General features: G+C 74.9%; 10 protein-coding genes. 6 read left to right on the top strand and 4 right to left on the bottom strand.

Annotated features, from left to right (window positions below; all coding sequences use genetic code 11):
• Positions 1-118 precede the first annotated feature (118 nt).
• A complete protein-coding gene (locus tag ACEZDE_RS11635; protein ID WP_380535286.1) occupies positions 119-1,621 on the top strand; it encodes a C40 family peptidase in 1,503 nt (500 codons plus the stop codon).
• 43 nt (positions 1,622-1,664) lie between these two features.
• Here ACEZDE_RS11635 and ACEZDE_RS11630 read toward each other — a convergent pair whose 3' ends face one another.
• Together ACEZDE_RS11630 and ACEZDE_RS11625 are read right to left on the bottom strand one after the other, a co-directional pair.
• The gene (locus tag ACEZDE_RS11630; RefSeq protein WP_380535284.1) at positions 1,665-3,977 is read right to left on the bottom strand and encodes an FdhF/YdeP family oxidoreductase; all 2,313 of its coding nucleotides are present in this window, start codon (positions 3,975-3,977) and stop codon (positions 1,665-1,667) included.
• 6 nt (positions 3,978-3,983) lie between these two features.
• On the bottom strand, positions 3,984-4,721 hold the full coding sequence (locus tag ACEZDE_RS11625) for an HAD family hydrolase (RefSeq protein ID WP_380535687.1): 738 nt from the start codon (positions 4,719-4,721) through the stop codon (positions 3,984-3,986).
• A 110-nt stretch (positions 4,722-4,831) separates the two neighbouring features.
• Between ACEZDE_RS11625 and ACEZDE_RS11620 the strand changes: the two genes are divergently transcribed.
• Both ACEZDE_RS11620 and ACEZDE_RS11615 read left to right on the top strand, forming a co-directional pair.
• Positions 4,832-5,626: a DUF1684 domain-containing protein gene (locus ACEZDE_RS11620; RefSeq protein ID WP_380535282.1), complete on the top strand. Its 795-nt coding sequence runs from the start codon at positions 4,832-4,834 to the stop codon at positions 5,624-5,626.
• 98 nt (positions 5,627-5,724) lie between these two features.
• A complete protein-coding gene (locus ACEZDE_RS11615) occupies positions 5,725-6,591 on the top strand; it encodes a fumarylacetoacetate hydrolase family protein (protein ID WP_380535280.1) in 867 nt (288 codons plus the stop codon).
• 14 nt (positions 6,592-6,605) lie between these two features.
• Here the strand turns inward: ACEZDE_RS11615 and ACEZDE_RS11610 are convergent, their stop codons facing one another.
• Both ACEZDE_RS11610 and ACEZDE_RS11605 read right to left on the bottom strand, forming a co-directional pair.
• On the bottom strand, positions 6,606-7,469 hold the full coding sequence (locus ACEZDE_RS11610) for a TetR/AcrR family transcriptional regulator (protein ID WP_380535278.1): 864 nt from the start codon (positions 7,467-7,469) through the stop codon (positions 6,606-6,608).
• Between the two features lie 48 nt (positions 7,470-7,517).
• On the bottom strand, positions 7,518-8,429 hold the full coding sequence (locus tag ACEZDE_RS11605) for an AurF N-oxygenase family protein (RefSeq protein ID WP_380535276.1): 912 nt from the start codon (positions 8,427-8,429) through the stop codon (positions 7,518-7,520).
• A 111-nt stretch (positions 8,430-8,540) separates the two neighbouring features.
• Here ACEZDE_RS11605 and ACEZDE_RS11600 point away from each other — a divergent pair, with 111 nt between their 5' ends.
• Genes ACEZDE_RS11600 through ACEZDE_RS11590 form a run of 3 tightly spaced genes read left to right on the top strand, consistent with a single transcriptional unit; the run spans position 8,541 to position 13,068 of the window.
• Entirely contained in the window at positions 8,541-9,251 is a 711-nt protein-coding gene (locus tag ACEZDE_RS11600) for a rhomboid-like protein (protein WP_380535274.1), read from the top strand.
• On the top strand, positions 9,236-10,921 hold the full coding sequence (locus ACEZDE_RS11595) for a DUF885 domain-containing protein (protein WP_380535272.1): 1,686 nt from the start codon (positions 9,236-9,238) through the stop codon (positions 10,919-10,921). Before ACEZDE_RS11600 ends, ACEZDE_RS11595 begins: the two co-directional genes overlap by 16 nt.
• Positions 10,922-10,974: 53 nt before the next feature.
• The gene (locus tag ACEZDE_RS11590; RefSeq protein WP_380535270.1) at positions 10,975-13,068 is read left to right on the top strand and encodes a DUF4139 domain-containing protein; all 2,094 of its coding nucleotides are present in this window, start codon (positions 10,975-10,977) and stop codon (positions 13,066-13,068) included.
• Positions 13,069-13,071 lie beyond the last annotated feature (3 nt).

Raw genomic sequence — 13,071 nt, 5'->3', positions numbered from 1 at the left:
GCACTGCCGGTTGTCGGACAGGCATGGAAGGATCGCCTGAGCAGGACGACGGGGAGCGAGGGGATTGCCGGTGCGGGGCAGAGCGGCACGCGGGGCGGGACGACGGGACAGGGGTCCGGTGGCAGTGGTGCGGGGCGGTGGCGCGCGTCTGGAGACGGCGACCCGGCCCTGGCTGCGCGGGGTGCTGCGGTGCGGGCTGCTGCTCGCCGCTGCCTCGCTGGCGGTGCTGCCGCTGGCCGGCACGGCGAACGCGGCGAGCTCCTCCGACGCCACCTCCAGCGGCACGGTCCAGTCGCTGACCGCGGCCGAGCAGACCCTGCAACCGGTGCTGGACCGGCTGCACGCCACCTACCAGCAGGCCGAGGCGGCGACGCAGAAGTACGACGCCCTCTCCGAGCAGCTGACGCAGGCGCAGGCCGACGACGCGGCGATGCAGACCCTGGTCGACGGCGCCCAGGCCGACGTGGACGCGGGCACCGTGGTCGCCGGGCAGATGGCCGCGGCCCAGTACCGCAACAGCGGGCTGTCCCAGCTCGGCGAGCTGATCTTCGCGCAGGACCCGCAGCAGGCGCTGCACGAGGGCGAGCTGCTGAAGGCGGCCGGCACCTCGCAGGCCGCGCTGCTGGCGCAGTTGAAGACCGACCAGCAGGCCCTGCTCGCGGCCAAGGCGGCCTCGGAGACGGCCAAGGAGAACGCCGCCAGTCTGGTCGCCGCCCAGGCCGCGGCCAAGACCGAGATCAACAAGCAGCTCGACGCGGTGCGCAAGCAGGTGGCCGGGCTCACCGGCGCGCAGCAGGAGGAGCTCTCGCTGCTGGAGCAGAAGGACGCCAACGCGGCCCAGACCGCGCTGCTGGCCTCCGGCGTGCTCGGCAAGGACGGCCTGCGGCCGTCCAAGGCCGGCGCGGAGGCGGTCGCCTACGCGTTCCAGCAGCTCGGCGCGGAGTACCACTGGGGTGCGCAGGGCCCCTACGCGGCCGGCTTCGACTGCTCCGGGCTCACCTCGCAGGCCTGGCTGCACGCGGGCCAGCCGATCCCGCGCACCAGCGAGGAGCAGTGGGCCCAGCTGACCCACATCCCACTGAACGCGCTGCGGCCCGGCGACCTGATCATCTACTTCTCCGGCGCCAGCCACGTCGCCCTCTACATCGGCGGCGGGCTGGTCATCGAGGCCCCGCACACCGGGGCGTTCGTGGAGGTGGCGCCGATGGCCATCGACCCGATCCTCGGCGCGGTGCGGCCCGACCCGGACAACCCGTCGCTCGGCTCCTACAAGCCGCCGGTGATCCCCAAGGGCGCCTCCGGTCCGCAGCCGATAGGCCCCGGCCCCGCGCCGACGCCGAAGCCCACCCCCAAGCCCAAGCCGACGCCGACCCCGACCAAGCCGGGGGCGCCGAGCGGCACCCCGACCGCGCCGGCCAGCCCCACCGCGCCGGTGACCCCCACCCCGACCCCGACCGGCAGCACGGCCGCGCCGAGCGACCCGCCGACCGCGGGCGAGACCCCGTCTGCGGCCCGCGCCTCCGACGCGGCGACCTCCCCGGCCGCGGCGACGCCTCCGGCGGCCGAGCCCACCGAGGCGGCGACCTCCCCGGCCGCCCCGAGCACCCCCTCGGCGGGCTGATTCGACGTCAGCCCCCGGGTTGCTACCGGCCCCTGACCTGGCGTCAGGGGCCGACCGCTTCGGCGCCGGAGTCCTCGGCGAAGCGGATCACCACCGACTTGGAGGTCGGGGTGTTGCTGGTGTCCGCGGTGCTGTCCAGCGGCACCAGCACATTGGTCTCCGGGTAGTAGGCCGCCGCGCAGCCCCGGGTGGTCGGGTAGTGCACCACCCGGAAGTGCGGGGCGCGCCGGGTGCTGCCGTCGGTCCACTCGCTCACCAGGTCGGTGTGGTCGCCCTCGGCCAGGCCGTGTTCGGCGGCGTCGTCCGGGTGCAGCAGGACCACGCGGCGACCGTCGGTGATGCCGCGGTAGCGGTCGTCCAGGCCGTAGATCGTGGTGTTGTACTGGTCGTGCGAGCGCAGCGTCTGCAACAGCAGCCGTCCGGCCGGGACTTCGGGCGCGGTCAGCGGGTTGACGGTGAAGTTGGCCTTCCCGGTGGCGGTGGGGAAGGCCCGGGTGTCGCGCGGGCCGTGCGGCAGGGCGAAGCCCCCGGGCTGCTTGATCCGGTCGTTGAAGTCCTCGAAGCCGGGCACGACCCGGGCGATCCGGTCCCGCAGGTTGCCGTAGTCGGCGGTGAAGTCCTCCCAGGGCACGGTGTTCCCCGGGCCCAGGGTGCGCCGGGCCAGGCCGCAGACGATCGCGGTCTCCGAGAGCAGGTCGTCGGCGGGCGGACGCAGCGCCCCGCGCGAGGCGTGCACCATGCCCATCGAGTCCTCGACCGTCACCTGCTGCGGCCCGGAGGACTGCCGGTCGCGGTCGGTGCGGCCGAGCGTCGGCAGGATCAACGCCCGTGCCCCGGTGACCACATGGGAGCGGTTGAGCTTGGTGGAGACATGCACGGTGAGCCGGCAGCGGCGCATCGCCGCCTCGGTGACGGCGGTGTCCGGGGTCGCGCTGACGAAGTTGCCGCCCATCGCGAAGAACACCCGGACCTTCCCGTCCCGCATCCCGCGGACCGTGTCCACCACGTCGAGGCCGTGCTCGCGCGGCGGCTCGAACCGGAACTCCTTGCCCAGCGCGTCCAGGAAGGGCTTGCCGGGCCGTTCGAAGATGCCCATGGTCCGGTCGCCCTGGACGTTGCTGTGGCCGCGGACCGGGCAGACGCCCGCGCCCGGTCGGCCGATGTTGCCGCGCAGCAGCAGGAAGTTGACGACCTCGCGGATGGTCGGCACCGCGTGCTTGTGCTGGGTCAGGCCCATCGCCCAGCAGACCACGATCCGCTTCGACTCCAGTGCCAGCGCCGCGAGTTCGCGGATCTGGCCCTCCGGCAGGCCGGTGGCGGCCAGGACCGCCGCCCAGTCGGTGGTCTCCGCGTCGGCGGCGAACTCGGCGAAGCCGTGGCAGTGCTCGGCGATGAAGGCGTGGTCCAGGACCGTGCCCGGCTCCTTCCGCTCGGCCTTCAGCAGCAGCAGGTTCAGCGCCCGGAACAGGGCCAGGTCGCCGCCGAGCCGGATCTGCAGGAACAGGTCGGTCAGCTTGGTGCCCGCGCCGACCAGGCCGCGGGCGTTCTGCGGGTTCCTGAAGCGCTCCAGCCCGGCCTCCGGCAGCGGGTTGACGCTGACGATCCTGGCGCCCGCGCGTTTGGCCCGCTCCAGCGCGGAGAGCATCCGCGGGTGGTTGGTGCCCGGGTTCTGCCCGGCCACGATGATCAGGTCGGCCTGGTAGAGGTCCTTCAGGCTGACGCTGCCCTTGCCGATGCCGATGGTCTCGGTCAGCGCCGAACCGGAGGACTCGTGGCACATGTTGGAGCAGTCCGGCAGGTTGTTGGTGCCCAGCTGGCGGGCGAACAGCTGGAACGCGAAGGCGGCCTCGTTGCTGGTCCGGCCGGAGGTGTAGAAGGCGGCGGCGTTCGGGGTGTCCAGCGCCTTGAGCTCGTCGGCGACCAGCGTCAGTGCGGCGTCCCAGCCGATCGGGGTGTAGTGGGTCGCGTCCTGGTCCAGCAGCATCGGGGTGGTCAGCCGGCCCTGCTGGCCGAGCCAGTAGCCGGAGCGGTCGGCCAGGTCGGCGACGGAGTGCTCGGCGAAGAACTCCGGGCCGATCCGGCGCAGCGTCGCCTCCTCGGCGACCGCCTTGGCGCCGTTCTCGCAGAACTCGGCGGTGTGGGTGTGGTCCGGCTCGGGCCAGGCGCAGCCGGGGCAGTCGAAGCCGTCCGGCTGGTTCAGCTTCAGCAGGGTGCGGACCGACCGGGCCGCACCCATCTGCGCGGTGGCCATCGTGGTGGTGTGCAGCAGGGCGGGCAGGCCCGCCGCCGCGTGCTTGGGCAGGGCCACCTTCGGGTCGTCCTGTGCCGGGTCCTCTGCGGGAGCCTTCCTGGCCATGAGCGATCAACCTCCGGTAGCGGGTACTCCCTCCATCCTGTCACCGGGGAGCGGTCCCGACCCCACGAGGTCGAGGACCGGCAGCAGGCCGTCCGGCCGCTCGGCCACCGGCAGCGACCGGACGTGGTGGAAGGCGCAGCCGAGCGCGGTCGCCCCGCCGTCGGCGGCGAGGTCGTCGCCGACCATCAGCACCTGCTCCGGCGGGTGCCCGAGCAGCTCGCAGGCCGCCCGGAAGATCCGCGGGTCGGGCTTCTGCGCCTCCAGCTCGTAGGACAGCACATAGGCGTCCACGTACCGGTCCAGGCCGCCGTGGACGAAGACCGGGCGCAGGTCCCAGCCGATGTTGCTGACCACGGCGACCGGGACGCCGCGCCGCCGCAGCTCGCTCAGCACCGGCTCGGCGTCGGGGTACGGGCTGCGCCAGGCGCCGGGGCTCATGTGCCGCCGGTACAGCTCGGCCGCGAGCCGGTCCGCCCGCTCCGGGCCGAAGAGCGGCAGCAGCGCGGCCCTGGTCTGCGCGGTGTAGACGGACCGGTGCCGCTCGGCGGTGACGTCGCGCTGGGACCAGCCCTCGGGCGGGTGCAGCGGGGGCGGGCCGCCGGGCAGTGCGCCGGTCTCGGTCAACCGCCGTACGCAGTCCTCGCGTTCGGCCGGGGAGAGGTCCAGCCCGAGCTCGTCGAGCCATTCGGCCGCCGACTCGATGTGGAAGAGGGTTCCGGAGAAGTCGAACATCACGGCGTTGATCACACAGCCGACGGTATCGTGGGCGGGCCCCCGGTGTCCGAGGTGTGGGGCCGGCCGCGCGTTGGGTACGACCCGGGTGCCCGCCGCCCTTTGCGTACCGGAGGTACCTTGTGAGCAGCCGCCTGGACGACTGGAAGCACTGGCGTGACGCGCGGGTGGTCGCCGCCCGCGCGCCGCACGGACCGCTGGCCCTGACCGGCACGCACTGGCTCGCCGACCTGCGCGAGGGCCTGCCGGGGGTGCCGGGGCGCTGGGAGCTGCAGGGCAGCTGCGTGGTGCTGACCGCGGCCCGGCACGACGGCCTGGAGGTCGACCACACCGCGCTGGACGGCTCGGTCCGGCTCTGTCCGGACACCGCGCCCCGGCCCTCGGTGATCACCCACGGCGGCCGGCTGCTGCGGCTGATCCTGCGCGAGGGCGAGTACGCGGTCCGGGTCTACGACCCGGCCGCCGCGGCGCGGGCCGCCTTCGCCGGGATCGACGCGCACCCCTACGACCCGGCCTGGGTGCTGCCCGCGCGCTTCACCCGGTACCCGGAGGCCCGCACCGTCGGCGTGCCCAACGCGGACGGCCGCGAGCGCGGGCTCGCGCTGGCCGGGACGGTCGGCTTCACCGCGCCCGCCGCGGAGGGCCCGCCGGTCCCGCTGACGCTGCTGGTGGGCCAGGACTCGGACGGCACGCTGAGCGCGGTCTTCGCGGACCCGGGCCGCGGCGGGCAGGGCTTCCCGTTCCGCTTCCTCGCACTGCCCGCACCCGGCGCCGACGGCACGACCGAGGCCGACTTCAACCGGGCCCACCTGCCGCCCTGCGCCTTCGCGGACCACTTCATCTGCCCCTTCCCACCGCCGGGGAACAGCCTGTCGGCGCCGGTCGGCGCGGGTGAGCGGCGGGTGCTCCGGCACTGACCGCACTGGAACCGGTGCGCCGTCGGATGGTATACATCGGAGCTCCTGGCGACGGTGGGCGACCGGACCGTCCTGATCGCAAAGGTGTGTGGTGACAGGTGCGATTCCTGCGCGTAGGACCCTTCGGGGCGGAACGGCCCGCCCTGCTGTCCGACCACGACGAGACGACGGCGTACGACCTCTCCGGCCTGACCGGGGACATCGACGGCGCTTTTCTGACCCGGCTGCTCGACCAGGGCGCCGGCCCGCTACTGGCCCTGCTGGAGCAGGGCGCGCTGCCCGTGCTCGACCTGGCCGGGCAGCGCATCGGCGCGCCCGTGGCCCGGCCGCCCAAGGTGGTCTGCGTCGGGCTCAACTACCGCGACCACGCCGCCGAGGCGGGCTCGGCGATCCCGGACGAGCCGGTGCTGTTCATGAAGGCGCCCAACACCGTGGTCGGCCCGGACGACGAGGTGCTGGTGCCGCGCGGCAGCGGCAAGACCGACTACGAGGTCGAGCTGGCCGTCGTGATCGGCCGGACCGCCCGCTACCTGGGCTCGCCGGAGGACGCCGACGCGGTGATCGCCGGGTACGCGGTCAGCAACGACGTCTCCGAGCGCGAGTTCCAGTTGGAGCGCGGCGGGACCTGGGACAAGGGCAAGTCCTGCGAGACCTTCAACCCGCTCGGCCCCTGGCTGGTCACCCCGGACGAGGTCGGCGACCCGCAGGCGCTGGGCCTGCGGGTGTCGGTGAACGGCGAGTCGCGGCAGCACGGCAGCACCGCCGACATGATCTTCAACGTCCGCCATGTGGTCTGGTACATCAGCCAGTTCATGGTGCTGGAGCCCGGGGACGTGATCAACACCGGCACCCCGGCCGGGGTGGCGATGGGCCTCCCCGGGCAGCCCTACCTGAAGCCCGGCGACGTGATGGAGCTGGAGATCGACCGGCTGGGGCGGCAGCGGCAGCAGCTCGGCAAGGGGTAGCACCGGGGCGGGGGTCAGGCCGGTGATCCGGCCGGGGCCGCTGCGGTGAGCAGCGCGCCCAGCCGGGTCACCAGCGCCGCCCCGGCCTCCGCGCCGTCGCCGGCCAGCATCGCCCGCAGCACCCGCTCCGTCTCCGGGTCGTGCAGCGCCGCGACGGCGAACATCGCCACGAACTCGTCCACCAGCCAGTCCCGCAGCCCGGCCGCCGGTCCCACGCCGTCCCGGTCGGTGCCGCGGCCGTCGTCCAGCCAGGTCAGCGCGGTCGTCTCGACCACCGAGATCCAGGAGCGGACCAGCAGCACCAGCCGCGGGCCCGGCTCCGGCACCCGCAGCTGCTCCAGGATGCTGCGGTGTGCCGCACGGCGCACCTGGTCCACGATCGCGGTGGTGCGCTCGGTCTCCGCGACCGAGCCGCCGCGGAGCAGCGCCGCGTATCCGGCCGCGTGCTCGCCGACGAAGCCGAAGTACTGGTCCAGGACGTGCCCGAGCCGCTCGGTCGGGCCGCCCGCGGCCGGCGGGACGAACCGGGCGGACAGCTCGTCGGCCGCGCTGCGCAGCGCGGCCTCGTACAACTGCTGCTTGCCGCCCGGGAAGTAGCGGTAGACCAGGGGACGGGAGGCCTCCGCGGCCAGCGCCACGTCGTCGAGCGAGACCTCCTCGGGGGCGTGCCTGCTGAACAGCTCCAGGGCGACCGCGATCAGCTGCTCCCGGCGCTGCTCCACCGGCAGCCTGCGGTACGGGGCCCGGCGCGGGCGCTGCGCGGCGGCGTCGGGGGCTGGTGCGGCGGGGGCGGCCTGCGACCGGGCCGCCCGCGACCCGGCGGCCTCCGGGGCAGCGGCTGCGGTGCCCTCGTGGGCGGGTGCGGCGGGTGCGTCCATGGGGCCCAGCCTACGGGGGTGTGGCGCCGGGACCGCCGGATCCGGGCCTCAGCCGAGCAGGCCGGAGCGGCGCCAGGCGGCGCGGTCCAGGGCGCCGCGGATCACGCCGGTCTCCTCCAGGAAGCCGGTCAGCCGCTCCGCCGACCAGCGCATGGTCTCCCGCCGGTGCTCGCTGGCCCGGACCTGGCGCACCGCCTCGCGCGGGTCGAGCCCGACCGCGGCGTACACCGCCGGGCTGACCAGCGCGCGGGCCACCACCACCGAGGCCTCGCCGGAGATCGTCCGGGTCAGCTGCCGCTCCCAGGCCGGGCAGCTCGCCATCTGCCGCCGTAGCTCCTCGCGGGCGTAGCGGACGTGCCTGGCCTCCTCCACCACGTGGATCCGGGTGATGCCGCGGACCAGCGGCTGGACCGTCTCGTCCGGGAAGGTCTGCCGCTGGATCCGGTCCAGGATCTCCTCGACCAGCAGGGTGGCGGTGAAGGCGCCGGGCGTGGTCGCGGTGGTCTTCAGCACCCGGCCGAGGAAGCGGGTGACCCCGCCGGGACGGTAGTACGGGGTGCCGAGCTTGGTCACCATCCGGGCGAACATCCGCGAGTGCCGGCACTCGTCGGCCATCTCGGTGAGCGCGTAGGCGACATGGCTGCTGCGCGGGTCCAGGTCGTAGACGTGCCGGGCCAGCAGCTGCATCAGGATCACCTCGAACCAGATCCCGGCCGAGGCCAGGCTCGCGGCCTCGTGCCGGGACAGCTCGATCCGCTGGTGCTCGTCGAGCCGCTCCCAGAGCGGCGTGCCGTAGAGCGAGACCATGCGCTCCGGCAGGAACCACTTCCCGGGCTCCAGCGGCGCGTCCCAGTCGAGTTCGGTGTCGGGGTCGTAGGAGTGCTTGGCGGACGCCTCGAGCAGGCGCTCGGCCACCCGCTCACGGTCCGTCAGCAGAGCGGTCGCGGCTTCCGTGTGCACGGCAGGTCTCCTCCGTCGGCGGGGTACTGCTCCTCTGCTCTTATGAGACTCCATGTCAACAAGGACGTCAATCCCCGCGGCCCGTACCTGCCGGACGGCACAATGGCCCGCATGACCACGGCAGCTCCGCAGCCCCCCGCCGCCCCGCCGCAGGGCCCGCGCCCGCCGTCCCGGCTCCGCCGCTGGGCGGCCGGGGCCGCCGGGTACGTCGGCTCGGCGCCGGGCACCTACATCTGGCTGCTGGTGCTGGGCCTGAACACTTTCGCGCTGGCCCGGATGTCGCCCCGGGTGCGCAGGTACTTCCTGTTCACCCACAGCACCAACCTGGACCAGCTGCGGCACCACCCGGTCAAGGTCCTGATCACCAGCGCCTTCTGGACCGAGACCCCGAGCTTCCTGTTCTGGTTCCTGCTGTTCAACCTGATCCACGTGCCGGTGGAGCGCCGGCTCGGCACCTGGCGCTGGCTCGCCGTGGCGGTGACCGCGCACGTCGGCGCGACCCTGGTCAGCGAGGGCATGGTGGACGTGCTGATCAACACCGGGGCGCTGCCGCACCGCACCGCGTACGCGCTGGACATCGGCGTCAGCTACGCGCTGGCCGGCTCGGCCGGCGTGCTCACCTGGCTGGTCGCCCGGCCGCTGCGCTGGTACTACCTCGGCGCGGCGAGCGCGTTCTTCGTGCTGCTGATAGTGACCGACTGGGACTTCACCAACCTCGGCCACATCACCGCGTTCCTGATCGGCGTCGCCTGCTTTCCCGTCGCCAGGGGAGCGCCGCCGCGCAGGGGTGCGCCAGGATGGCTCCCATGGCTGACACCGTGACCCAGCAGGCCCCCAGGCAGCTCGCCGACTCCTATCTGGAGGCGCTCGTCGCCCACGATCCGATCGTGGCGGTGGGCCTCGGGGTGGACCTCGACGACGACCGCCAACCCGACCTGTCACCCGAGGGCTTCGAGGCCGAGGCCGAGTTGGCCCGGCGCACGCTGGCCGACCTCGCCGCGCTGCCCGCCGAGGCGCGGGCCGACCCGGCCGAGGCCGCCTGCGCCCGGCTGCTCGGAGAGCGCCTCACCGCCCGGCTCGCGGTGCACGACGCCGGGGACCACTTCCGCGGGCTCAGCAACATCGCCTCGCCGCTGCACCAGGTCCGGCAGGTCTTCACCAGCATGCCGACCGCCACCGAGGACGACTGGGCCGTGGTCGCCGGGCGGCTGCGCAACGTCGGCGGCGCGCTGCGCGGCTACCGGGCCACCCTCGCCGAGGGGTTGGACCGGGGGCTGCTCTGCGGGCCGCGCCAGGTCGACACCGTGATCGGCCAACTGGCCGACTGGACCGGCCCGGTGGGCGGCAGCAGCTGGTTCGCCGACTTCGCCGCCGCGGGCCCGGACCGGCTCCGGGCCGAGCTGGACGCGGCGGCGGACTCGGCCGCCGCGGCCACCGCCGACTTCCGCGACTGGCTCCGCACGGAGTACGCCCCGGCCGCGGTCGGCGCCCCGGACACGGCCGGCCGCGAGCGGTACCTGCGCTCCGCCCGCAACTGCACCGGCGCCGACCTCGACCTGGACGAGGCCTACGGCTGGGCCTGGACCGAGTTCCACCGGCTGCACGCCGAGATGCGGGCCGAGGCCGGGCAGGTGCTCCCCGGCGCGTCCCCGCTGGCGGCGGTCGCACACCTGGAGCGGCACGGGCCCTCGGTCGCCGGGGTGGAGCCGGTCCGCCGCTGGCTGCAGCAGGTGATGGACCAGGCGATCGAGGCCCTGGACGGCCCGCACTTCGACCTGGACGGCCCGCTGCGCCGGGTGGAGGCCATGATCGCCCCGGCCGGGAGCGCCGCCGCGCCCTACTACACCCGTCCCAGCCTGGACTTCAGCCGGCCGGGGCGGACCTGGCTGCCGACCCTGGGCCGGACGGTCTTCCCGACCTGGGAGCTGGTGTCCACCTGGTACCACGAGGGCGTCCCCGGGCACCACCTGCACCTGACCCAGCGGATGCGCTCGGCGGGGGAGCTGTCCCGCTACCAGATGACCGTGGGCAGCGTCAGCGCGGACACCGAGGGCTGGGCCCTCTACGCCGAGCGACTGATGGACGAACTGGGCTTCTTCACCGACCCGGGCCACCGGCTCGGCTTCCTGGAGGGGCAGATGCTGCGGGCCATCCGGGTGATCATCGACATCGGCATGCACCTGGAGCTGACCGTCCCCGCCGACTCCCCGTTCCACCCCGGCGAGCGCTGGACGCCGGAGCTGGCAACCGGCTTCTTCGCCGCCTACAGCGGCGGCACGGCCGAGATGCGGGAGAGCGAGATCGTCCGCTACCTGGGCTGGCCGGGCCAGGCCATCGGCTACAAGCTCGGCGAGCGGGCCTGGCTGCGCGGGCGGGAGGAGGCCAGGCGGCGGCACGGATCGGGATTCGACCTCAAGTCCTGGCACATGCGGGCGCTGTCGCAGGGCCCGTTCGGGCTGGACGACCTGACGGAGCGACTGGCCGCGCTCTGACCCGTTCGCCTAACCTGGCAACCCCGGCAGCAGGATTCGGCGAGGGAGACAGCATGCCCCGAACGGACCGTCAACTGACCTCGCGGCTGCACACGGTGGTGGTCCACTCGACCGGCGCGCTGTGCCGGCGCCGGGCCTCGTTCACCCTGCCGGCGGGCGCCGAGGGGCGGTTGCGGATCCGGCTGGACGGGCTGCCGCTGACCGCGGACCCGCACAGCCTGCGCGGCTCGCTGCTGTCCGGGCCCGACCGGCTGCGGGTGCTGGACGTGCGCCGGGTGGTCGAGGCGGAGCTGACCGAGGCCGAGGACCTGTCCCCGCTGCGGCGCGCCTGCGACGCGGCGGAGGAGGCGCTGTACGCGGCGGGCGCGGCGCGGGCCGGGCTGGCCGCACAGGTGGAGCACGTCGCCGCGCTGCGGGCGGTCCCGCCGGTCCCGCGCCGGGGCGAGCCGCCGCGGCGCGCGCCCGCCGAAGCGCTGTTGGCGCTGGCCGAGTTCGTGGACACCCGGCTCGGCGCGCTGCGGCAGCGGCTGCTGGCCGCGGAGGACGCGCTGCGCGAGGCGGAGCAGGCGGCGGAGACCGCGAGGCGGCGGCTGCGGGCCGCCTCGGCGGGGCAGTCGGGGCAGCCGGCCGACCAGGTCGGCCGGAGCAGTTCGGTGCTGCTGACGCTGGATCAGGGCGGGGCGGCTGCGGAGGGCGGGGCGGAGGTCGAACTGGAGCTGGAGTACGGGGTTCCCGGGGCGACCTGGACGCCGACGTACCACCTGCGGCTGGACGGGCTGGACGGCGGGGAGTTGAGGGCGGGGCTGGTGATGCGGGCCCAGGTGGCGCAGCGGACCGGGGAGGACTGGAGCGGGGTGCGGCTGGGGCTCTCCACGGCGGATCTGCGCCGTCGCAGCGACCTGCCGGAGCTGCGGTCGCTGCGGATCGGGCGGCGGCAGGAGGCGGCGGTGCCGCAGGTGTGGCGTGAGCCGCCGGGCGGGCTGGCGGAGCTGTTCCGTGGGTACGACGACTTCCTGCGGCCGGTGCGGGAGGCCGCGGCGCCGGGGTTCGCGCCGGTGGCGGGCGGGGGTTCGCCCGCGGCGGCCTCCGGAGGGCCGGTGCCGTTCCCGATGGCGGCTCCGCCGCCCGCGCCGATGGGGCGGTCGCGGGCCCGGTCGGTGCTGGCGGAGGGCTCGTACGGCGCTGCGGCGGACGTCGCCCGGTCGGCTGCCGTCCCGCAGGCGCCCGGCGGTGCGGCTCCGGTGCGGGCGATGGCGAAGCGGGCGGCGGGGCCTGGGGCCGCTGCTGAGCCCGTGGGCGGCGGGGGCGGGGGCGGCGGGGGCGTGGCTGGGCGGGACTACGCGCAGCTGGTGCTGGCCGGGGCCGACGCGGCGCCCGGCGCGCGGGGTCTGCTGGCCCCGGTCGGGCAGGTCGCCGCCTTCGCCGCGGAACAGGCGGCGGCCGAGGCGGTGGCCCGGCAGCCGCTGCCGCCGCACTGTGTGCCGGTCCGGGTGTCCGCGGGGTCGTTCGACCACCGCTACGACGCCGGGGCGCCGGTGGACCTGCCGTCCGACGGCGGTTGGCACACCGTGCCGGTGCTGGAGTTCCCGGTGGAGTCCGCGGTCGAGCACGTCTGCGTCCCGGCCGTGGACCCGCGGGTCTACGCCGCCGTCCGACTGGGCAACGGCAGCGGGCACGCGCTGCTCGCCGGGGCGGCCGAGGTGAGCGTGGACGGGGCGTACCTGATGACCGTTCAGCTGCCCACGCTGGCGCCGGGGGAGCAGCGCCGGGTCGGCATCGGGGTGGTGGAGGGGGTCCAGGTCGCCCGGCGGGTGCGGAGCAAGGAGTCCAACGCGGGGCTGCGCGGCGGGACCACGGTGATCGAGCAGGGGATCGAGGTCGAGCTGGCGAACCGGCTGGGCCGACCGGTCACCGTCGAGGTCCGGGAGCGGGTGCCGGTCAGCGACGACAAGGACGTCCGGATCGAGGAGCGCCCCGCCTCCCCGCCGTGGACGGCGGTGCCGCCGGAGCAGGACGAGCGGCACCAGCGGGGGATGCGGGTCTGGCGGGCCACCCTCGCCCCGCACGCCCGGCAGCGGCTGACCGGCGGCTACGAGATCCGCGTGCCGGTCGCCAAGGCACTCCTCGACGGAAACCGGAGGCTCTGACCC

It is taken from the genome of Streptacidiphilus cavernicola, assembly GCF_042510955.1.
Taxonomy (GTDB): domain Bacteria; phylum Actinomycetota; class Actinomycetes; order Streptomycetales; family Streptomycetaceae; genus Streptacidiphilus; species Streptacidiphilus cavernicola.
The sequence above is the reverse complement of the archived record's forward strand: the minus strand, read 5'-3'. Positions and strand labels throughout refer to the sequence as shown.